The following is a 21,979-nucleotide window of genomic DNA, read 5'->3' on the forward strand; positions in this document are numbered from 1 at the left end:
ATCTTGAAGACTACAATGGACATCGCCATCCTATCCGTGAGCCTCAATGTGTATTCCACCAGAAGAATAGCTGTGGAAGCCCAAAAGGCGGGACATTATGTGGAGCTCATAGACCATACCAAATGCTCGGTGAAATTGGGTCAGGGCATGCCCCAGATCTATTTTGGGGAAGACAACATCACCGAAGGTTTTGATGCCATCATCCCAAGGATCGGCACCACGGTCACCCGACATGGCGCCGCGATCGTGAAGCAGTTTGAGATGAACGGGGTGTTCAGCACGGCGAGATCTACCGGAATCATCAGGGCCAGGAACAAAGTGAGAACCTTACAGATCATGGCCAAAAAGGGAATCCCCATCCCGGAAACCGTTTTCTCCATCAATCCCGACAACGTAGAGGCGCAGATGGAGCTTCTTGGAGGGCCGCCTGTGATCATCAAACTCCAGGAAGGTACCCAAGGCAAAGGAGTCATCTTGGCCGAGAGCAAAAAATCGGCAAAATCCATGATCGACACTTTGTACAATATGAACACCAGCATCCTATTGCAACAGTACATTGGGGAGGCCAATGGGGAAGACCTTAGGGTCATTGTCGTGGGGAACAAGGTGGTGGCGAGCATGAAGCGGACCAGCGGGTTGGATGATTTCCGGTCCAATGTGCACCGAGGGGCGGACACCGAAGCGGTCCAACTGACCCCTAAGGAAAAATCCATGGCCCTGAACGCCACCAAGCATTTGGGTCTAGGAATTGCCGGAGTGGACCTTATCCGTTCCAAAAAAGGGCCGTTGCTCATAGAGGTCAATGCATCGCCAGGCCTCAAGGGAATCGAAGAGGCAACAGGGGTCAACGTGGCCAAACATATCATCCAATTTGTGGAAAGAAGTGGGCATAGGAAACGATAACGGAAAAATCAAGACCTCAGATGAGGGCAATATGGTTTGTATCAACCATCTAGCTGTGATAAAACAAGGGGATGCCTTGGTTCATTTAGGCTGATAAGCAGTCATTTTTATCGCGTATTTTGGCCAAGCTCCACGAAATGGCACTTTCAAGGTCCGTGAATTGCCTAATACTGTCCTTGAAGAACATTTTTTCAAGGATGATGCTGGCCAGCCCATTTTTGTTGTAGGCCACTATGGAATACAGTTCGAGTTTATGCCTGTTCTTGTAAAACTTCAACCAATCCGTGGGTACCACAGAATAGTTGTTGATACGGTTGGAGATATAGGCAATGGGTTTGTCCTCGCCCAAGATTTCATATGCGGCACTTATGATTTTTTCAGCAATGGACCAATCAAAGGTTTCGCCCTCGTTCATTTCGGAAATGACCAGTCCATCAAAGAAATAGAAAACACCAAACTCATATTCCCTGATTTCCCGAATGTTCTTGAAAAATTCCAACTCTCTTACACTTTTCATGCTTTGGGCAGCTACTTTTGTTGATGCGCAGAAACAAAGATAAGCAGGCTAAAAGGCTCCGAAGACAGTGTTTTACGGATGTGACCGTTTTTTTGGTATAAGCCTGTTTTCAATTGATATCTGATAAAAAGAGGGGTAGGTCAATAGGATTTCACCCCTCTATGCAGACGTATATTCCTACTAAATATACAGAAAAAGCAGTAAAAAATACAAAATGAACAAGGGAAATGGTGTTAAATCAGTTTTCCATATTCTTCAATTGAATGCCCAACGCCTTGGTGGACACCTGTACCTCAATAAGGGAAAGCACCAGTGAGACCACCAGAAAGACCAAGCTTATGCCAAAGATGAGGTTGGCCCAGACGTTCAGTTCCACATAGACCAGGAACATGGTCACTGCGGCCAACAAAAAACTGATGATGGCCGTGGCCTGCATGTTCTTGATGATGCCCAGCCGTTTTCTCAGTTGGCGGATCTGTTGCCGCAACGGGTGGGCAGAGGTTTCCTCAAACTGTTTGTGGAGTTGCCGGATCAGGGCCGCTATGGCCAAATAGCGGGCATTGTAGGCCAGCATGGTCAGGGAGATGGCAGGAAAAAGGAGAGCGGGAATGCTAAGGGTAAGTTGCATGTTCTTGTTTTAAATGGAAGGTAACAATTTGTCTTCGGTATCGCAATTACCTACATTTGGACAAACCAATTTATACTGATGAAATATTTTTCTATAGACAGCAATTTGTTTGTAAAGAACCGTAAGAAATTCATGGCACAGATGAAGCCAAATAGTATTGCGGTGTTCAATTCCAACGATATTTACCCCATTGGGGCGGACAGCACCTTGCCTTTTGAACAGGCCCGTGATATTTTCTATCTGAGCGGGGCGGACCAAGAGGAGACCATATTGCTGCTTTTCCCAGATGCGATGGACAAAAAGAAAAGGGAAATACTCTTTGTTCGGGAAACGAACGATCATATTGCCGTATGGGAAGGTGCCAAACTTACCAAGGATCAGGCTACTGCGGTTTCAGGTATTGAAACTATTTATTGGTTGACCGATTTTGACAAGATTTTTTTTGATTTGATGACGGAGGCCGACACCATCTATTTCAACACTAACGAGCATTATCGCCAAGCTGTGGAAACCCAGACCCGTGAAGATCGGTTCATTGAAAAATGTAAAAAGGAATACCCAGCGCACCAATGGGCCAAGAGTAACCCTATTTTGCAACAGATCCGTGGGGTAAAGGAACCTGAGGAAATCACTTTGATGCAAATTGCCTGCGATATTACCGAAAAAGGATTCCGAAGAATACTTGAATTTATAAAACCGGGAGTTTGGGAATATGAAATTGAGGCCGAGTTTCTGCATGAGTTTGTTCGCAATCGCTCAAAAGGATTTGCCTATGCCCCGATCATTGCAGCAGGGGCCAATGCCAATGTGCTTCACTATTTGGAAAATAACAAACAAGCGAAGGATGGGGACATGATCTTAATGGATTTGGCCGCCGAATATGCCAATTATTCCAGTGATCTTACTAGAACCGTTCCTGCCAACGGAAAGTTTTCCGACCGCCAAAAGCAAGTGTACAGCGCCGTGCTCCGGGTAAAGAACGAAGCTACCAAAATGTTGGTGCCGGGCACCATTTGGGCCGAATATCACAAGGAAGTTGGGGAGATCATGACTTCTGAATTGATTGGCCTTGGACTTTTGGACAAAGCCGATGTGCAGAACGAAAACCCCGATTGGCCCGCTTACAAAAAATACTTTATGCACGGAACAAGCCACCATATTGGTCTGAACACCCATGATTATGGCGAATTGAAGACCCCTATGAAAGCCAATATGGTCTTTACAGTGGAACCCGGCATCTATATCCCTGCGGAGGGAATGGGAATCCGTTTGGAGGACGATGTGGTCATCCAAGAAAAAGGAGAGCCGTTTAACTTGATGCAGAACATCCCCATTGAAATCGAGGAAATCGAGGAGTTGATGAACAAATAAGAATCAGTGCTGTCATACTGAGCGAAGCGAAGTATCCAAACCCTTCAAAAAGGGATGCTTCACTTTGTTCAGCATGACATCAGGAACATAACAGAATGGCATGAAACACCTTTTTTTATTGCTTCAAGTCGATATTGAAAAGAAAATGCAGGAAGCTCCGGACAGTTCCTATGAAATTGGGGTCGTTATCGGGAGCTACCTGCCCTTTGTGGTCTTGGCCGGGGTTGCCTATGCCATTTATTACTTCAACAAAAAGAAACGAGGCTCGGAGTAGTTGATGGTTTTTTTAACTATAACCTTTTGACAAATCGATCAAAAGCCAATTAATGGATTTCAATTCTGTAACCTGATTCGAAAAGCGGTCGTCCAACCTTCCAAATCAAAAAACGGAAGGCAAGAATGAAATACATTTTCAGGACAAGGCTTTTACCCCTGTTCCTAATTTTTGTTTTAGGTATTCAACAGTATTTGACCGCACAGGATTTGGAATCCAAAATCGACCAAGTTTTGGAAACCAAATTTGAAAGCAACGGCCCTGGTGCGGTTTTTTTGGCAACAAAAAACGGAAAGATCATCTACAACAAGGCCTTTGGACTTTCCAATCTGGAGCTTCAGGTGCCCATGCAGACCGATAATGTTTTTGAGATCGGCTCCATGACCAAACAATTTACGGCGGTTTCCATTTTAATGCTGATGGAGGAAGGAAAACTGAACTTGGAAGATAGCATCACCAAGTTCATCCCTGATTACCCAACACATGGGCACCGGATTACCGTTCATCATTTGTTGACGCATACTTCCGGAATCAAAAGCTTCACCAGCGTAAAAGGGCTCAATGCCATTGCCCAGAACGAAATGGAACCCATGGAAGTTATTGATTTTTTCAAGGACGAACCTATGGATTTTGCGCCTGGAGCGGAATTCAAATACAACAACTCCGGCTACGTCTTGTTGGGATATATCATTGAGAAGGTATCCGAAATGAGCTATGAAGATTTTGTGGAACAACGCATTTTTAATAGGTTGGGCATGGCGTCCTCAAGGTATGCAAGCCATAGCGAAGTGGTACCCAAAAGGGCTTCGGGGCACCACAAAAAGGAAGATTACATCAATGCCCGGCATATCAGTTTTTCCATTCCCTACGCATCGGGTTCGTTGATGTCCACGGTAGCAGATATGTTCACGTGGGAAGAGGCCATCAAAAACCATGTGCTGCTCAACAAGGAAACTACCCAATTGGCCTTCACCAATTATACGTTGAACAATGGCGACCCCATCCATTATGGCTACGGCTGGCATGTTAAAGAGATGGAAGATATGTTTAGCTATGAACACGGAGGGTCCATTTTCGGGTTCAAGTCCATGGGAGTGTATTTTCCCGATGGGGATATTTATGTGATCGGGTTGAGCAACTGTGACTGCAATTCACCTACGGAGGTGACCCGGGAAATAGCGAAAATAATTCTGGATGCCAATACACTAGATTGAGAACACCTCAAATCTTGGTACCTTTAGAGGTATGAAAATCTATATCATTGGAGCAGGAGCGGTTGGGAAAGCCCTGGCCGTTTGCCTACAACAGCAAGGCAAAGATGTGGAACTGGTTCGTGGCCATGTGGAAGATGGCGTTCCAGAGAAACAAAAAATAACCCTTCAGTTTAAGGATGGAACCGAAATTCAGGAAGATATTCAGGTTAGCACCTTGAAAGACCACCATCAATTGGACGGTCTTGTGGTACTGACCAACAAATCGTTCGGTAATGAAACGCTTTCAAAAAAACTGGAGGAGAAAGCCAAAAACTCACCCATCGTTCTTTTGCAGAATGGTCTTGGAGTGGAACAACCTTTTTTGCAAAAGGGATTTGCGGAAGTCTATCGATGTGTCCTTTTTGTGACCTGCCAGCATACCGCTCCCAACACCATCAGTTATAAACCTGTGGCAGAATCCCCGATTGGCACCATAAGCCAAAACACCTCCGATTTAAAAACGGTAGTGGAAAACCTCGATACCCCGAATTTTAGGTTTGTTGAGGAAACCGATATCCAACGAATCATTTGGAAGAAGGCCATTGCCAACTGCGTCTTTAATTCCATTTGTCCCTTATTGGAAGTGGATAACGGCATTTTCCACAGGAATGAGGAGGTGATGTCCATGGCCAAAAGAGTGGTTGCCGAATGCGCTTTGATCGCCAACAAAAAGGGAATCGATTTGGGCGTTTATGAGCTGGAGGACCAGGTTTTGAAGATCAGTAGAATGTCCGATGGGCAATTCATCTCGACCCTACAGGACATCAATAATAAAAGGGAGACCGAGATAGACACGTTGAACTTTGAAATTTTTAGGATGGCCCAATCCATGAACCTTTCTTCCCATGTTCAAGAAACCAGATTGTTGGGAGAATTGGTCAAATGGAAATCCGAACTGTCACGTAACTGACACCATTTGATGGTTTTGTTTAAAAGCCCGAAATTTATAGGGATATGGAAAAGCAGCAACAATTATATAAAGTAGCTTTCGGATTGGCTTTGTTCACCATCTTTTACAATGTGGTGGAGGGCATCGTTTCTACCTACTTGGGTTTTGAGGATGAAAGTTTGGCCCTTTTCGGTTTTGGCACCGATAGTTTTATCGAGGTGATCTCGGGGTTGGGCATTGCCCATATGATCCTACGCATCCAGAAAAACCCTGAAAGCAATCGGGATAATTTTGAGCGTACGGCACTTCGTATCACGGGAGTTGCCTTTTACATTTTGGTGGCGGGATTGGTAGTTACCAGTCTTTATAATATCTGGACAGGACATCGGCCCTTGACCACCTTTTGGGGTGTGGTCATTTCCTTGATTTCCATTCTGATCATGTGGATTTTGGTGTTGTGGAAAAGGAAGGTAGGTAACCAACTCAATTCAGCCCCTATTTTGGCCGATGCCAATTGTACCTTGGTTTGTGTCTACATGTCCATCATTTTACTGGTGAGCAGTGGCATTTATGAGCTGTTCAAGATACCTTATATCGATAGTTTGGGGACACTGGGTTTGGCCTATTTTGCCTTTAAGGAAGGTAAGGAATGTTTTGAAAAAGCCAATAGCAACAAACATTGTTGTTGTTCCTAAGGAGATAAATTATAGGGCAGTGTTAAAGAACTAAACATCTTTCTTTTTGCAATGATACTTTAGTTGTCTCACCTGAACACAAAACTGTTCAAGTCATACTGGAAACTTTTTGGCGGCCTAAGTCGATTCGATTGAATACTTGGTGGTAGGGAGTGCCCGCATGTCTTTTTTGATTCCGTTTTCCAACTAGCCAACCTTTGTTTTTTGGTGGACAATATTGGAAAGGACAAGCGCCAGAAGCGCAGGTAGCACCCATCCCAACTGATACTGACCCAAAGGAATCCATGAGGTGTATGGATTGATTGCATTTCCCCAACCGATGCTGCCCAGAAAATCGGGAATACTGAACAATATGGTGGTCCAGACCACAATCTTGAATACGGTCGGTGGGGTAAGTTTGTCCGGGAGCACATTCAATACGATCAATATGATGGTGATGGGGTAGATGAACATTAGGGCGGGCAATGCCACGGCAATGATGTGGCCCACATTGAACTGTCCCACCAAAACACCCAGTACACATCCTACCAAAGCAGTGATCCTGTAGGCCAGAACAGAGTCGTTGAACTGGCTCCGGATAAAATCCGAAGTACCGGTAACGATGCCCACAGCGGTGGTAAAACAGGCCAGACTGACCAACACACTTAAAAACAGGTTGGCCGTGTTGCCCAATGTCGCTATGCTGATACCACTCAACAAGGCAGTTCGGGAAATATCAACATCAAACAATTTTCCGAAAAGGGCACCAGTCAATATAAGTCCGGCGTAGATGATAAAAAGTCCAAGACCGGCCCAAAACCCGGCAGCACGGATCAATCTCCTTTTGTCGTCATAGGCCAAATCCTTTTCTTTCAGGTTGATGGACACTATGATGACGGCACCGACCACCACCGCACCGATGGCATCAAAGGTCTGATAGCCCTCCAAAATGCCATAACTGAACGGATTGGTCAAGGAAGAAGGTGCAAAATCAAAATCCAAGGAAATACCTGCAATGGCCATGATCAAGACCAAGACCACCAAAATGGCCGGGGTGAGCAGTTTTCCAATAAGGTCCAGCACCTTGGCCCTGTTGATGGCAAAAATGAAAACCAGTACAAAATAGATAAGGCTGGTGAACAAATAGGATGAATCCCAAAAAGGCTGAACGGCCATTTCGTGTGTGACCGAAGCTGTCCGGGGTGAGGGCAACGCAATGGCAATGGCATACATGAGAAAGCAATACAACGTGCTGAACAGGGGCGAAACTTTTTTGGCAAAATCGAACATGGTGCCTTGTAATTTGGCATGGGCCAAAATACCAAGGATGGGGACCAACGCCGCCGAAACACAAAACCCAAGGGCCACCAACCACCACAGATTTCCTGCCCTGAAACCCAAAAGAGGGGGAAGGATAAGGTTGCCGGCACCAAAAAAGAGGGAGAAAAGAGCAAAAGAGGTAATTGTTAACGATTTTTTGTTCATGGGTTGTTGATAAATTATTTCCAATGTGGTATATTTCGAAAGTGTAATTCAGCGGAATAATCTGACTTTTTGTCGAATAGCATGCATTTCATCGAAAAAAAGGTTTTGTGCATTCGTCCGTAAAATAAAAAGTTATCAACATCCGTTGCTATAGAAAGTTCAACCGACAAACAATCTGATATAACAAAAAACTACTAGTAACCAATTTAAGGCATTTTTCGATTCCCCAAATCGTATGCATGCTTACTTAAACAACGATCGGCCTATGAAAATTTCTACTTCTCACCATCACCATCAAGGCAACAAATTTTCCTCTTTCTTCTGCAACTTGTTCGGACACCATTATGCGGTTTCCAAAAAAGTAACGGAACACATCAAGGAATACAAATGTATCCATTGCCACAAAGAAGTCACCACGGATGTCAGCGGAAAGCTTTCCGCCCTGACACCCCAAATGCAGGAAATCAACAGTACATTGGAAGACATGTACCGGAAAAGAAAAAGTAGGGTAGTGCACCAAGTGGCATAGCCCTTTTTTGTTTTTAAGAGGCCCAAATCTTTAATCCCGGAAACTTAAGTAATTGCCTACTGCTATCGGTTGCGTGCCCCAAAACCATGGTAGGGATGCCCTTGATTTTCGGGATTTTTATTTTGTTTCGTTGAACGAGTTCCACCCTTGTGCCGTGATGGGGATTTTGGTCTCCGCCCTGGTAATGAGGTGTACCCCTTCCCTTTTTTCGGTCATGTGTCCGATCACCGTTAAGTTGGGATTCCCCTTGATTTTGGGAAAATCGGCCTGATCTATGGTGAACAGGAGCTCATAATCTTCCCCGCCACCCAGGGCGACCATGGTGCTGTCCATTTTGAATTCCTCGCAAGTGGCGATGGCCGATGGATCTAAGGGAATCTTGTCCTCAAAAAGATTGCAGCCCACACCCCCGTGCTTACAAAGGTGTAGAATCTCAGAAGAAAGCCCATCACTGATATCGATCATGGATGTGGGTTTGACCTCTAATTTTTTTAAAAGTTCCACCATGTCCTTTCTGGCCTCTGGTTTCAATTGTCTCTCCACAAGATAGGAATAGGCCTCAAGATCGGGCTGGCTGTTGGGGTTCACTTTGAAGACCTCCTTTTCCCGTTCCAACACCTGTAGGCCAAGATAAGCACCTCCCAAATCGCCGGTCACCACCAAAAGATCGTTCGGTTTGCTTCCTTTTCGGTACACGATTTCATCTTCGTTCGCCGCTCCCATGGCCGTAACGCTGATGATCATCCCTTTGTTGGACGATGTGGTGTCGCCTCCCACCAGGTCCACATGGTATAGCTTACAGGCCAAGGCCACCCCTTCATAGAACTCTTCCAAAGCCTCGAGGGGAAACCTATTGGAAACGGCAATGGAAACCGTCACTTGGGTCGGCAGGGCATTCATGGCGCAGATATCGGAAAGGTTCACCATTACCGACTTGTATCCTAAATGCTTGAGGGGCATATAGCTGAGGTCAAAATGGACCCCTTCCACCAGCATATCGGTGGAAACGATCACTTTTTTGTCCTTAAAGTCCATTACCGCTGCGTCATCGCCAATGCCGGTAAGGGATGAAGGCTGTTTCAGTTCAAAATTTTGGGTCAAATGGTCAATGAGCCCAAACTCGCCGAGCTCTTCCAATGAGGTACGTTGTGGATTCTTGTCTTCTAGCATTTTGCAAAAGTAAACAGGATCGGGGGAACTTGACAAGATGATATGGAGAAAGCTGAGAAACCCGCAAGGGCCCTGAACATGGCATCATCTGAAAGACAGAGCTTCCTGAATAGAAAACCCCTATGGAATCATTCGTTATTATAATGTTAGTATGTATGGTAAAACCCTACTTAAACAGTATATTTGTAGGCTATTTAGATTAAATTCAAGTAAGATGATTAAAGTATCGGAAACAGCAAAGCTAAAAGTGGTGTCGCTCATGGCCGAGGAAGGCTTTGATGCAACTACCGATTATGTCCGGGTGGGAGTGAAGAGTGGTGGCTGCAGCGGATTGTCTTACGAACTTAAATTTGATAAGTCCGTAGAAGAGACAGATAAGATTTTTGAAGATAATGCCGTACGCATCATTGTGGACAAAAAGAGTTTTTTGTACCTGGTGGGCACCACGCTGGAATACTCCGGCGGATTGAACGGAAAGGGGTTTGTCTTCAATAACCCCAATGCCCAGCGCACTTGTGGATGCGGGGAAAGTTTTTCATTATAAAAGAGTTAATGAGCTAAGTAGGTAAAAGTTAAATAGGGACGTATAGCTCTTTTGAAGATTTAGAAGTTTATAAAACGACCATAAAGTTTACCGCCAAAGTTTATGATTTATTGAAGAAGAGCCCTTTGAAAGAAGATTTTGCGATGGTTGATCAAGTTAAAAGAGCAACGATTTCAATTTCCAACAATATTTCAGAGGGATTTGAAAGGGAAACAGATAAAGAGTTGATAAGGTTCCTTTATTTCTCCAAAGGTTCAGCGGGAGAAGTCAGAAATCTTTTTAACTTAATGGAAGAGATAGGATATTTTAAAGCTGTCGAATTGGTTGATTGCAAAAACCAAGTGATTGATATTTCAAAACAGCTTGTAAATTATATTAAGTATGTTAAGAAGCGAAGCGGACTTTAACTGTTTTGACTTTTTAACTCTTAACTTAGAAAAGATATGGCTTATACAGAGGAAGAATTAAAAAAAGAACTGGAGACCAAGGAATACGAGTATGGTTTCTACACGGATATTGAATCGGATACCCTTCCCAAAGGGTTGAACGAGGGGATTGTTGTTGCCATTTCCAAAAAGAAGGAAGAGCCCGATTGGATGACGGAGTGGCGATTGGAAGCTTTTCGTGCCTGGAAGGAAATGAAGGAACCCGAGTGGGCCAACGTGACCTACAAAAAACCCGATTTTCAGGATATTTCCTATTATTCGGCCCCCAACAAGAAACCCAAGTACAATAGCCTGGACGAGGTGGACCCCGAATTGTTGGACACTTTCAAAAAGTTGGGTATCTCGTTGGACGAGCAAAAGAAATTGGCAGGGGTCGCAGTGGATATCGTCATGGACTCCGTTTCCGTGGCCACTACCTTCAAAAAGACCTTGGCCGAAAAGGGAATAATTTTCTGTTCCATTTCTGAAGCGATCAAGGAACACCCAGAATTGGTGAAGAAATATATCGGTTCCGTTGTTCCCCAAAAAGACAACTTTTATGCAGCCTTGAATTCGGCTGTATTTTCAGATGGATCTTTCTGTTACATTCCAAAAGGGGTTAGGTGTCCGATGGAACTTTCCACCTATTTCCGTATCAACCAAGCCGGCACAGGCCAGTTCGAAAGGACTCTTGTTATTGCTGATGAAGGGAGTTATGTAAGTTATTTGGAAGGATGTACCGCACCCTCCCGGGACGAGAACCAATTGCACGCTGCCGTAGTGGAGCTCATTGCGTTGGACAATGCCGAGATCAAATATTCAACCGTACAGAACTGGTTCCCTGGCGACAAGGAAGGCAAAGGAGGCGTCTACAACTTTGTGACCAAGCGGGGTCTTTGTGAGAAGAATGCCAAAATTTCATGGACCCAGGTGGAAACCGGTTCCGCTGTAACTTGGAAATATCCTTCCTGCATTTTGAAGGGGGACAATTCCATCGGCGAATTCTATTCCATTGCCGTGACCAACAATTTCCAGCAAGCCGATACTGGGACCAAGATGATCCACTTGGGCAAGAATACCAAGAGCACTATCATTTCCAAAGGAATATCCGCAGGCCAATCACAGAATAGTTACCGTGGTTTGGTACAGGTGAGCAGCCGTGCTGAGAATGCACGGAACTTCTCCCAATGCGATTCCCTGCTGATGGGCAACCGTTGTGGGGCACATACCTTCCCCTACATTGAGGTGAAGAACAAATCGGCACAGATAGAACACGAAGCCACCACCAGCAAGATTGGGGAAGACCAGATTTTTTACTGTAACCAACGTGGCATCGATACCGAAAAGGCCATTGCCCTCATCGTAAACGGCTTCAGTAAGGAAGTGTTGAACAAACTACCCATGGAATTCGCCGTGGAAGCCCAAAAACTATTGGAAATCAGTTTGGAAGGGTCAGTAGGCTAAAAGATTCAAAATTTAAAGTTTAAAATTCATGGCCACCATACAAATGTTTGAGGATTTGGAAGTTTGGCAGAAAGCAAGACAATATGCCAAGGAAATATTTGATTTGGCTTCTACCAAGAAATTCAATAATGATTTTAAACTGATCAATCAAATATTGGATTCTTCAGGGTCGATTATGGACAATATTGCCGAAGGATTTGAACGTGAAGGAAACAAGGAATTTGTACACTTTCTAACGATTTCCAAGGGGTCTTGTGCTGAATCCCGATCGCAATTATATAGATCTTTTGACAGGGGCTATATAAATGAGGAAGAGTTGGACTATTTGAAAAACAAGAGTATTGAATTGAGTAAATCCCTTTCAGGGTTTATCAAATATTTGCAAAAAGCAAAAATAAGGGGCAATAAATTTGTATGATTGGATGAAGCCAATCTTAAATTTTAAATGAAAATTTTAAATGTTAGAGATCAAGAATTTACACGCAAGCGTAGAAGATAAGGAAATCCTTAAGGGCATCAACCTAAAGGTGAACGCGGGAGAGGTTCACGCCATTATGGGGCCAAACGGTTCCGGTAAAAGTACCTTGGCCGAAGTAATTGCCGGCCAAGAAGAATTTGAAGTAGGAGAAGGAAGTATCCTTTTGGATGGTGAGGATTTGGAAGAACTTTCACCAGAAGAAAGGGCCCACAAAGGCGTTTTTCTCTCATTTCAGTATCCGGTTGAAATCCCAGGGGTTTCGGTGACCAACTTTATGAAGACCGCCATCAACGAATCCAGAAAAGCACAGGGATTGGAGGAAATGCCCGCTAATGAGATGTTGAAAAAGATCCGCGAAAAGTCCGAACTGTTGGAAATTGACAGAAAATTTCTTTCCCGCTCCCTGAACGAAGGATTTTCCGGGGGAGAGAAGAAACGGAACGAGATTTTCCAGATGGCGATGATGGAACCCAAATTGGCCATTTTGGACGAAACCGATTCCGGACTGGACATCGATGCCCTCCGCATTGTGGCCAACGGGGTGAACAAACTACGGAGCAAGGATAACGCAGTCATTGTGATCACGCACTACCAGCGATTGTTGGAGTACATCGTCCCAGATTTTGTACATGTGCTGTACAATGGGAAGATTGTGAAATCCGGAACCAAGGAACTCGCCCTTGAGTTGGAGGAAAAAGGATACGATTGGTTGAAACAAGAAGCGGCCGTTTAAGAATGGAAAGCATGGATTTGAAAGAAAAATTAGTATCATCTTTTTTGGCTTTTGAGGACAGTGTGGATCTCGACCATCCCGTACATGAAGTCCGCTCGGAGGCCATAAAGAACTTTGAGGCCAAAGGGTTTCCGTCCAAAAAGGAGGAAGCCTGGAAATATACATCGTTGAACAGCCTTCAAAAGGTGAATTTCAGCATTTTCCCAAAAGAGGAAACCACGCTGGAATACAAGGATGTGAAGAAATACTTCCTTCATGAAATCGATACCTATAAGATTGTGTTCGTGGATGGGGTCTATAGTTCCTATCTATCGGAAACCACACACGATGGGGTGGATGTCTGCTTGATGAGTTCCGCTTTTAGCAAGCCCATGTTCCGTCAAGTGATCGAGGTCTATTTCAACAAAGCGGCATCGAAGGATGAGTCGTTGACCACGTTGAACACGGCCTTCAGCAAGGAAGGGGCCTACATCTATATCCCAAAGAACAAAATGCCCAAAAAACCCATCCAAATCCTGCATTTGGCCACGGGGAATGAGGCGGCTTTGATGCTCCAACCACGTAACTTGATCGTGGCAGAAGACAATGCAGAGGTGCAGATCATAGAGCGCCACCAAAGTTTGACGGACAATGAGGTGTTTACCAATTCCGTGACAGAGATCTTTGCGGGCAAGGATGCCATTGTGGACTACTACAAGGTACAGAACGATGCCCCAACGGCTTCATTGGTGGACAACACCTATATTTCCCAAAAAGATAGCAGCGTGGTTCGGGTACATACCTTCTCCTTTGGAGGGAAATTGATCCGCAACAACCTGAACTTCTACCAAAACGGCGAACGCATCGATTCAACCCTAAAAGGGGTGACCATCTTGGGAGACAAACAACATGTGGACCACCATACCTTGGTGCACCACAGACAGCCCAATTGCGAAAGCCATCAGGATTACAAAGGAATTTTTGGGGATAGTTCCACCGGTGTCTTCAATGGAAAGATCATTGTGGACAAGATTGCCCAAAAAACGGATGCCTTTCAGCAAAACAACAATATTTTGATCAGCGATAAGGCCACCATCAACTCAAAGCCCCAATTGGAGATCTTTGCGGACGATGTAAAATGTTCCCACGGGTGCACCATCGGTCAATTGGACGACGAAGCCCTGTTCTACCTTAGGTCAAGAGGTATCCCGAAAAAAGAGGCCACCGCTTTGTTGATGTACGCTTTTGCCAACAACGTACTGGAAAGTGTCCGCATTCCCGAACTCAAGGCAAGGGTGAACAAGATCATTGCCAACAAACTGGGCGTACGGGTCGGATTTGACCTGTAAAGAACCAAAAAACAAAAGCAGACCATGTTGCAGACCGCTTTGGACATACAGACCATCCGCAAGGACTTTCCCATACTTCGCCGTGAGGTGAACGGGCAGCCCTTGGTGTATTTGGACAATGCAGCCACCTCGCAGACCCCGCAGCAGGTCATCGATGTGATCGTGGACTACTACCATCGCTATAATGCTAACATCCACCGGGGGGTACACACGCTTTCGCAAGAGGCAACGGACGCCTATGAGACTGCCCGCCAAAAGATCCAGAAGCATTTTAATATCGGTAAGATCTATGAAGTGATTTTTACTTCTGGGACTACCCATGGCATCAATCTAGTGGCCACTGGTTTTACTTCCTTTCTAAAGAAAGGGGATGAAATAGTGGTATCGGCCATGGAGCACCATTCCAACATTGTGCCTTGGCAAATGCTCTGCGAGCGTACGGGTGCAGTCCTAAAAGTAATTCCAATGAACTTTGAAGGGGAACTGATTATGGAGGAATACCATGATCTATTGTCCAACAGGACCAAATTGGTGTTCTGTAACCACGTATCCAATGCCCTGGGTACCATCAATCCGATTGAAGAGATCATAGATGCAGCCCATAAGGTGGGTGCAGCCGTTCTGATTGACGGGGCGCAGGCCGCGGCACACATCAAACCTGATCTACAGGCCCTTGATGTGGATTTTTATACCGTATCCGCACATAAAATGTGCGGACCTACAGGGGTTGGGATGCTCTACGGAAAGGAAGAATGGTTGAATAAATTGCCGCCCTACCAAGGAGGGGGTGAAATGATCGCTGAGGTCACTTTTGAAAAGACCACGTATGCCGATCTGCCCCATAAATTTGAAGCGGGTACTCCCAATATCTGTGGTGGAATTGCCTTTGGTGCCGCTTTGGACTATATGGAAAACATCGGTTTTGGCGCCATTGCCCAATACGAGGATGAACTGATGCAATATGCCACACAGCAGTTGCTCACCATAGAAGGATTGCGGATCTACGGGACAGCAAAACACAAGACTTCGGTGATTTCCTTCAATATAGAAGGTGTCCATCCATACGATATCGGCACTATTCTCGACAAACTGGGAATAGCGGTCAGGACGGGCCACCATTGTGCACAGCCCATCATGGATTTTTATAAGATCCCGGGCACAGTACGGGCAAGTTTCAGCTTTTACAATACCCAAGAAGAAGTGGACAAGCTGGTGGAGGGCGTCAAACGGGCCAAAAAGATGCTTCTATAATCGAATCTTATTCTCTTTTTCAATCATACAGTTATAACTGTATTGAAAAAAATTCTTACAAAGAGTGTAGTTTGTCGATTTTTACAGCAAAGTCTTAATTTTATGTTAAATTTTAATATCTTGAGGCATCATTAACCTTAATTAAATGTTAAAATACATGAAAAAAGTCTTTAAGTATCTTGCCGTCGGTGCCATTCTATTTGCATCGTGTGAAAAATCAGAAACAACCGTGGAGACTGAACAAGTCCTTGAACAGGAGGTGTTCAAATTGTCGGCCGACCAATGTGGCTCTATGGGAGTTTTGGAAGATAAATTGGCCCTAGACCCTACCTTGGCCATTAAGATGCAGGCCGTTGAGGATCACACCAAAACTGCCATCAAACAGGGAATGACCCAAAAATTGCTTGCCGATGGATCCATTGAGATCCCTGTGGTCTTCCATATTATTTACAGGACACAAAGTGAAAACATTTCATTGGCGCAGATCGAGGACCAAATCGATGCACTGAATGAAGATTTCAATCTGGATAATCCGGGTAGGGCAAGTATCCCAGGGGAGTTTTCAACTGTTGAGGCCGATATCAACATCACTTTTACACTACAGGAAGTCATCAGAACCTATAATCGAAGCCGTTCCTGGAGGCCGGATGATTCCATGAAGTTCGTTTCTCCAGTGGTCAACCCGGAAGAATACCTGAACATTTGGGTGGTGAACAACATGCCCTATCGAGGTGGGAATATCCTTGGATATGCACAATTTCCTGGGGGAGATCGTGCCACAGATGGTGTAGTCCTGGATTACAGGTTCACCGGCACCACAGCCTATTCAACCGGAAGAACTGCCACACACGAAGTGGGTCACTGGTTGAACTTGAGACATATCTGGGGAGATGGAGGTTGCGGAGCTTCGGATTTTGTGGATGATACACCCGATTCCGATGGACCCAGCAGAGGCTGCCCCGATTATCCTACCGTGAGTTGCGGGACCAATGATATGACCATGAACTTTATGGATTATTCCGATGACCCTTGTTTGAACATGTTCACTTTAGGACAAAAAGACCGTATGTGGTCTGTTTTTGCAGCAGGAGGGTATAGAGCGGACATGGCCGACTAAGAACTTTTTCCAAAATTGAAAAGGTACCGAATTTTTTCGGTACCTTTTTTTATGATTAAATCCATACCAATGAAAAGTATCCATTTGCTCCTGCTCTGTGTCTTGAATGTCTTTACATGTAGCGATTCCATGGAAAAGCAAGATGCGGTTGTGTCCATTTTCTATGAGAGTGGGACAAGAATGTCAACCTTTGCATTTAAAATTGATGCCAAGAACATTACCATCACCAAAACGGGGTTTGATGCCTATAAAACCGAACAAGGGACCCCTGACGAAACTTGGGCCCTTTTTTTGGAGCTTATCTCGAAAATAGATCTAAATTCCATAGAGAATTTGAACCCACCTTCTTCTTTGCATGCTTCGGATAGAGCTGCCTATGGCCGATTGGTCATCAAAACAGGAAAGCGGACCTATACAGCGCCCATGTTTGATGATGACAATCCACCTTCAACTATCCAAACTTTAATAGAACAGATCTACAAAACGACCGAAAATATGGAGCGGTGAACTATTGTTGATTCAAAAAAAGGTATAATGTATCTCTATGGGTCTTTATTGCTTTGATGGTAGTATTATGGTACCTTTACATTCGAAACTTTTGATATGACCATACAAGAGATACAGGAAGAGATAGTGGATGAGTTCTCCATGTTCGATGACTGGATGCAACGGTACGAATACATGATAGAACTGGGCAAATCCCTTCCCTTGATAGAGGAACAATATAAAACGGACGATAATCTCATCAAGGGATGCCAGAGCAAGGTTTGGGTCCATGCCGAACTGGATGGCGATAAATTGGTGTTTACCGCAGATAGTGATGCCATCATCACCAAGGGTATCATCGCCATACTGATCCGAGCGTTCAGCAACCAGAAACCACAGGACATCATAGATGCCGACACAGCATTTATAGATGAAATCGGGCTGAAGGAACATTTGTCCCCCACAAGGGCCAACGGTCTGGTCAGCATGATCAAGCAGTTGAAACTCTATGCGGTGGCCTATCAAACACAGTTAAATTAGACAAGATGAGCGAAGAAACCAATATCGATACCCAAGACTTGGGCGAAAAAATAGTAAGGGTCCTCAAGACCATTTATGACCCTGAAATCCCGGTGGACATCTATGAGCTAGGGCTGATCTACGATGTGTTCGTAAACGAGGAATACGATGTCAAGATCTTGATGACACTCACCTCGCCGAACTGTCCAGTGGCCGAGAGTTTGCCGGTTGAGGTGGAAGAGAAGGTCAAATCCATTGATGAACTGAAGGATGTGGAAGTGGAAATCACTTTTGATCCCCCTTGGACACAGGAACTGATGAGCGAAGAGGCCAAATTGGAACTTGGGCTGCTTTAATTGTCTGATATCTGAAGTCTGACATCAGAATTCAGAAACTCCAAATGAGAGTTATAGCATAGAGTTTAGATATCAAACCCCTGATATCACTTAAATAAGATTTATGGAAAAGGGGTTTGAACAAATAATTTCTTGGCAGAAAGCTCGAAGGCTGAACACAGAAATCTACAGAGTCACAGGCAACAGTAGTTTTGGAAGGGATTTTGCGTTAAAAGATCAGATCAGAAGAGCTTCCATTTCCATTTCTTCCAATATAGCTGAAGGTTATGGTAGGAAAACGGATAAGGAGTTTATCTATTTTTTGAATGTAGCATAAGCTTCCTGTTATGAAGTAAAATCGCAATTATATTTAGCTTTGGATATTGACTATTTGGATAAGAAAATGTTCGAAAAAATTTATGCCATCTGCGATGATATTTCGAAAACAATTCATGGGTTGATAAAATATTTGGAACAAAAAAATGATATCAGAAGTCTGACATCTGATAACTGAATTCTGCAAAAGATGGAAGAAGAAATCATAAACAGGGTAGCCCAGAGTAAATTGGTCACTTTTGACTTGGAGGATTATTATCCAAAAGGGGAAAGAAAGGTGGTGGACATCAAGGATTGGCTGTACGAGGGCATCATATTGCGGGAAAAGGAGTTCAGGGACCATGTGGATGCCCACGATTGGGCCATGTACCAAGATGCGTATGTGGCGCTGCATTGCTCCACCGATGCCATTGTTCCCGGTTGGGCCTTTATGTTGGTTTCCTCCAAATTGGCGCCCTATGCCCAAAAAGTGGTTGTAGGCGGGCTGGAAGACTTGGAAAGCTCACTCTACCAGACCATTTTGGAAAATCTGGATGTTTCGGATTTTACAGATAAGCCCGTCATCATAAAAGGATGTTCCCACAAACCCGTCCCTGCGAATGCCTATATTACTGCCATTACCAAAATTCAACAGGTGGCCAAAAGTGTCATGTATGGAGAGGCCTGTTCCTCCGTGCCGCTCTATAGGCGGAAGTAGCTATGTCCCTAAGGTGACTTTTCTTACTTTTGCGGTCTAAACAGAAAACTCCATACTATGAAAAAATCGCTTTTGACCGCTATGGCTTTCTTTGTCCTGACATTGACCTTTGCACAGACCGAAGAAGAGCTGAAGGCCCAAATTGCCCCCAAAAAAGATTCCATTGCCACTATCCAATCCCGCGTGAACGCATTGCAAAAACAATTGGATGCCCTACCCGGATGGAAAATCGGCGCTTTTGGCACCATCGGTGGTAGCCTTTCCCAGTTCAACAACTGGTTTGCCCAAGGCATTCCCAACAACTCATCCGGTAACATCGGCTTTACGGTAAATGCTTTTGCCAACCTTCAGGAAGAAAAGTTTTTTTGGAGAAATGCGGCCAACGTGAACCTCACTTGGGTAAAATTGGACGATAAGGACGACCCAACTGATGATGATAGCTTCCGTCAGGCCACAGACGTGTTCAACATTTCGTCTCTCTATGGTAGGAAACTGAGCGAAAAATTTGCCATTTCCGCCCTGACCGAATACCGCACCACCATTTTGAGCAACTTCAACGACCCCGGCTACCTGGATATCGGTGTCGGTGCCACTTGGACACCCATTTCTGACCTGGTGGTGGTAATACACCCCCTCAACTACAACTTTGTGTTCAGCAGCGAGGACAACATATTCGAATCATCCATGGGTGCCAAGATTCTGGCCGACTACACCAAGCAACTGGGTGCCGTGAGCTTCAAGAGCAACCTTTCATTATTCCAAAGTTATAAAAGCAGTGACCTGAGCAACTGGACATGGACCAATTCCTTCAGTTATTCCCTTTGGAAGATGATTGGGGTAGGGTTCGATTTTGGATTGAGGAGCAACAAGCAAGAAACCCTCAACTATATTGTCAACAATGCCCCGACTCCTGACCCGGCCGCCACTTTTGACACCATAGACAACGAATTGCAAACCTATTGGACCTTGGGCTTGAGCTATAAGTTCTGAAATACCTTTTGAACAATAATTCCGGATACAAAAAAAGCCCTCAAAATGAGGGCTTTTTTGTGGGGTGAAATATGATTTTTCATGTTTTTAAGACCATGGTCTAAGTAGGTTAAGATCATATCGATCAAGGTTCGACACTAAATGACTTAAAAACAATGTGAAAGTAGTCCGCACATGGCTAACCCCTAAATTTTTGTTGTGAACTGTCCAAAAACTGTGGTGGAAAGGACCTACGGGAACATCTAATCGAAGAAGTGGGACACTTTGTCCCGAAGGTCTTTTAGTATTCGTCCAAGTGTTCGGGATAGAGGAAGTTGTTGTAGGGGAAACGGGTTACGTGGATTTTCCTAACTTCATCATATACACGTTTCCTGAACTCGTCCAGGTTTTCCTTGTTCAGTGCCGAAATAAAAAGGGCCCGGTCCCCAATTTTGTTGAACCAAGTGTTCTTCCATTCTTCCAAGGTGAAATGGGCCGAAGTCCGTTCCGTCACCAAGTCGTCCTCATCAATGGTCTCGGGGGTGTACTGGTCTATTTTGTTGAAGACCATGATGGTCTCCTTATCCATACTGTCTATTTCGCCCAAAATTTGGTTCACAGAGTCAATATGTTCCTCAAAATTGGGGTGCGAGATGTCCACCACATGCAACAACAGGTCGGCCTCCCGAACCTCGTCCAAGGTGCTTTTGAAACTTTCCACCAGCTGTGTGGGCAGTTTTCGAATAAAACCTACGGTATCGCTCAACAAAAAGGGAAGGTTGCCAATGACCACTTTGCGCACCGTGGTGTCCAGTGTGGCGAAAAGTTTGTTCTCGGCGAACACATCGCTCTTGCTGATGACGTTCATCAAGGTGGACTTGCCCACGTTTGTGTAGCCCACCAAGGCCACACGCACCAAGGCCCCACGGTTGCCCCTTTGGGTTTCCATCTGGCGGTCTATCTTGGCCAATTTCTTTTTGAGTAGGGCAATGCGATCGCGAACGATCCGTCTATCCGTCTCGATTTCCGTTTCTCCCGGACCACGCATCCCGATGCCCCCGCGCTGCCTTTCCAAGTGGGTCCAAAGCCCGGTCAATCGGGGCAAAAGGTATTCGTATTGGGCCAGTTCCACCTGCGTTCGAGCATAGCTGGTCTGGGCCCGTTGGGCAAAAATATCGAGGATAAGCCCCGTTCGGTCCAAGATCTTACAACGGAGTATCTTTTCAATGTTTTTCTGTTGTGCAGGCGTGAGTTCGTCATCAAAGATGACGGCACCTATCTCATTTTCATTGACATAGCGTTCCACCTCTTCCATTTTCCCAGCACCGATGTAGGTCTTTGGGTTGGGCACTTCCACGCGTTGCACAAACCTTTTTTCGACCTCGCCCCCGGCCGTATAGGTCAAAAATTCGAGCTCGTCCAGATATTCCGTTACCTTGGCTTCATCCTGTGCTTGGTTGATGACACCTACCAGCACGGCCTTCTCATAATCTATCGACTTCTTTTCTAGCATCAAATGGGATTAAAGTGCAAATCTACACAATGTTTTGGAAGCTGATTTTTGTACTTTGGGTTAATATTGACCCAATCCCAAAAAAGAACAT

Annotated in this window: 25 protein-coding genes and 1 pseudogene; 21 read left to right on the plus strand and 5 right to left on the minus strand. The window is 44.9% G+C overall.

The genetic code is table 11. From position 1 onward, the window contains the following. Nucleotides 1–3 precede the first annotated feature (3 nt). Nucleotides 4–903, plus strand: a complete 900-nt coding sequence (locus D2V93_RS04530; RefSeq protein WP_245978093.1) for a RimK family alpha-L-glutamate ligase — start codon at nt 4–6, stop codon at nt 901–903. 85 nt (nt 904–988) lie between these two features. Here the strand turns inward: D2V93_RS04530 and D2V93_RS04535 are convergent, their stop codons facing one another. After that, complete coding sequence (locus D2V93_RS04535) at nt 989–1,420, minus strand: hypothetical protein (protein WP_072876698.1); 432 nt, start codon at nt 1,418–1,420, stop codon at nt 989–991. Between the two features lie 238 nt (nt 1,421–1,658). Then, a complete protein-coding gene (locus tag D2V93_RS04540) occupies nt 1,659–2,048 on the minus strand; it encodes a DUF2721 domain-containing protein (protein WP_119618577.1) in 390 nt (129 codons plus the stop codon). A gap of 78 nt (nt 2,049–2,126) precedes the next feature. Here D2V93_RS04540 and D2V93_RS04545 point away from each other — a divergent pair, with 78 nt between their 5' ends. The 5 genes from D2V93_RS04545 to D2V93_RS04560 all read left to right on the plus strand — a co-directional run bounded on the left by D2V93_RS04545 (nt 2,127) and on the right by D2V93_RS04560 (nt 6,530). Next, a complete protein-coding gene (locus tag D2V93_RS04545; RefSeq protein ID WP_119618578.1) occupies nt 2,127–3,419 on the plus strand; it encodes an aminopeptidase P family protein in 1,293 nt (430 codons plus the stop codon). 100 nt (nt 3,420–3,519) lie between these two features. After that, nucleotides 3,520–3,693 (plus strand): hypothetical protein, encoded by a 174-nt coding sequence (locus D2V93_RS18610; protein WP_177190009.1) that lies wholly within the window; start codon nt 3,520–3,522, stop codon nt 3,691–3,693. A 125-nt stretch (nt 3,694–3,818) separates the two neighbouring features. Continuing rightward, nucleotides 3,819–4,907: a serine hydrolase domain-containing protein gene (locus tag D2V93_RS04550; protein ID WP_119618579.1), complete on the plus strand. Its 1,089-nt coding sequence runs from the start codon at nt 3,819–3,821 to the stop codon at nt 4,905–4,907. Nucleotides 4,908–4,938: 31 nt separating this feature from the next. Further along, nucleotides 4,939–5,856 carry a ketopantoate reductase family protein gene (locus D2V93_RS04555; protein WP_119618580.1) on the plus strand — a complete coding sequence of 306 codons (918 nt, stop codon included), beginning with the start codon at nt 4,939–4,941 and terminating at the stop codon, nt 5,854–5,856. Nucleotides 5,857–5,900: 44 nt separating this feature from the next. Next, complete coding sequence (locus tag D2V93_RS04560) at nt 5,901–6,530, plus strand: cation efflux transmembrane domain-containing protein (protein ID WP_072876707.1); 630 nt, start codon at nt 5,901–5,903, stop codon at nt 6,528–6,530. Nucleotides 6,531–6,716: 186 nt separating this feature from the next. Here D2V93_RS04560 and brnQ read toward each other — a convergent pair whose 3' ends face one another. Continuing rightward, nucleotides 6,717–7,994 (minus strand): branched-chain amino acid transport system II carrier protein, encoded by a 1,278-nt coding sequence (gene brnQ / locus D2V93_RS04565; protein WP_119618581.1) that lies wholly within the window; start codon nt 7,992–7,994, stop codon nt 6,717–6,719. A gap of 265 nt (nt 7,995–8,259) precedes the next feature. Here brnQ and D2V93_RS04570 point away from each other — a divergent pair, with 265 nt between their 5' ends. Further along, the gene (locus D2V93_RS04570; protein WP_072876895.1) at nt 8,260–8,523 is read left to right on the plus strand and encodes a hypothetical protein; all 264 of its coding nucleotides are present in this window, start codon (nt 8,260–8,262) and stop codon (nt 8,521–8,523) included. A 117-nt stretch (nt 8,524–8,640) separates the two neighbouring features. Here D2V93_RS04570 and thiL read toward each other — a convergent pair whose 3' ends face one another. After that, nucleotides 8,641–9,693: a thiamine-phosphate kinase gene (thiL, locus tag D2V93_RS04575; RefSeq protein WP_119618582.1), complete on the minus strand. Its 1,053-nt coding sequence runs from the start codon at nt 9,691–9,693 to the stop codon at nt 8,641–8,643. 214 nt (nt 9,694–9,907) lie between these two features. Between thiL and D2V93_RS04580 the strand changes: the two genes are divergently transcribed. The 14 genes and pseudogenes from D2V93_RS04580 (at nt 9,908) to D2V93_RS04645 (ending at nt 20,396) form a co-directional block, all read left to right on the plus strand. Further along, nucleotides 9,908–10,237, plus strand: coding sequence for a HesB/IscA family protein (locus D2V93_RS04580; protein ID WP_119618583.1), 330 nt, complete (start codon nt 9,908–9,910; stop codon nt 10,235–10,237). A gap of 110 nt (nt 10,238–10,347) precedes the next feature. Beyond that, the gene (locus D2V93_RS04585; protein ID WP_245978094.1) at nt 10,348–10,644 is read left to right on the plus strand and encodes a four helix bundle protein; all 297 of its coding nucleotides are present in this window, start codon (nt 10,348–10,350) and stop codon (nt 10,642–10,644) included. Nucleotides 10,645–10,680: 36 nt separating this feature from the next. After that, on the plus strand, nt 10,681–12,126 hold the full coding sequence (sufB, locus tag D2V93_RS04590; RefSeq protein WP_119618585.1) for a Fe-S cluster assembly protein SufB: 1,446 nt from the start codon (nt 10,681–10,683) through the stop codon (nt 12,124–12,126). Nucleotides 12,127–12,154: 28 nt separating this feature from the next. Further along, complete coding sequence (locus D2V93_RS04595) at nt 12,155–12,544, plus strand: four helix bundle protein (RefSeq protein ID WP_119618586.1); 390 nt, start codon at nt 12,155–12,157, stop codon at nt 12,542–12,544. Between the two features lie 40 nt (nt 12,545–12,584). Further along, the gene (gene sufC / locus D2V93_RS04600; protein WP_072876719.1) at nt 12,585–13,337 is read left to right on the plus strand and encodes a Fe-S cluster assembly ATPase SufC; all 753 of its coding nucleotides are present in this window, start codon (nt 12,585–12,587) and stop codon (nt 13,335–13,337) included. An 11-nt stretch (nt 13,338–13,348) separates the two neighbouring features. After that, on the plus strand, nt 13,349–14,665 hold the full coding sequence (gene sufD / locus D2V93_RS04605) for a Fe-S cluster assembly protein SufD (protein WP_072876897.1): 1,317 nt from the start codon (nt 13,349–13,351) through the stop codon (nt 14,663–14,665). A 24-nt stretch (nt 14,666–14,689) separates the two neighbouring features. Then, on the plus strand, nt 14,690–15,916 hold the full coding sequence (locus D2V93_RS04610; protein ID WP_119618587.1) for an aminotransferase class V-fold PLP-dependent enzyme: 1,227 nt from the start codon (nt 14,690–14,692) through the stop codon (nt 15,914–15,916). A gap of 157 nt (nt 15,917–16,073) precedes the next feature. Further along, nucleotides 16,074–17,033: a zinc metalloprotease gene (locus D2V93_RS04615; RefSeq protein WP_072876899.1), complete on the plus strand. Its 960-nt coding sequence runs from the start codon at nt 16,074–16,076 to the stop codon at nt 17,031–17,033. 69 nt (nt 17,034–17,102) lie between these two features. Continuing rightward, complete coding sequence (locus tag D2V93_RS04620) at nt 17,103–17,540, plus strand: hypothetical protein (RefSeq protein ID WP_147377361.1); 438 nt, start codon at nt 17,103–17,105, stop codon at nt 17,538–17,540. A 96-nt stretch (nt 17,541–17,636) separates the two neighbouring features. Beyond that, entirely contained in the window at nt 17,637–18,059 is a 423-nt protein-coding gene (locus D2V93_RS04625; protein WP_072876725.1) for a SufE family protein, read from the plus strand. A 5-nt stretch (nt 18,060–18,064) separates the two neighbouring features. Further along, nucleotides 18,065–18,394, plus strand: coding sequence for a DUF59 domain-containing protein (locus D2V93_RS04630; RefSeq protein ID WP_072876727.1), 330 nt, complete (start codon nt 18,065–18,067; stop codon nt 18,392–18,394). Nucleotides 18,395–18,497: 103 nt separating this feature from the next. Then, nucleotides 18,498–18,887, plus strand: a pseudogene (locus D2V93_RS04635) (four helix bundle protein). A 12-nt stretch (nt 18,888–18,899) separates the two neighbouring features. After that, nucleotides 18,900–19,406, plus strand: a complete 507-nt coding sequence (locus D2V93_RS04640; protein ID WP_119618589.1) for a DUF2480 family protein — start codon at nt 18,900–18,902, stop codon at nt 19,404–19,406. Between the two features lie 57 nt (nt 19,407–19,463). Further along, nucleotides 19,464–20,396 carry a DUF3078 domain-containing protein gene (locus tag D2V93_RS04645; RefSeq protein ID WP_119618590.1) on the plus strand — a complete coding sequence of 311 codons (933 nt, stop codon included), beginning with the start codon at nt 19,464–19,466 and terminating at the stop codon, nt 20,394–20,396. 280 nt (nt 20,397–20,676) lie between these two features. Here the strand turns inward: D2V93_RS04645 and hflX are convergent, their stop codons facing one another. After that, nucleotides 20,677–21,888, minus strand: a complete 1,212-nt coding sequence (gene hflX / locus D2V93_RS04650; protein WP_119618591.1) for a GTPase HflX — start codon at nt 21,886–21,888, stop codon at nt 20,677–20,679. Nucleotides 21,889–21,979: the final 91 nt, after the last annotated feature.

Source organism: Flagellimonas taeanensis, from assembly GCF_003584105.1.
Lineage (GTDB): Bacteria > Bacteroidota > Bacteroidia > Flavobacteriales > Flavobacteriaceae > Flagellimonas > Flagellimonas taeanensis.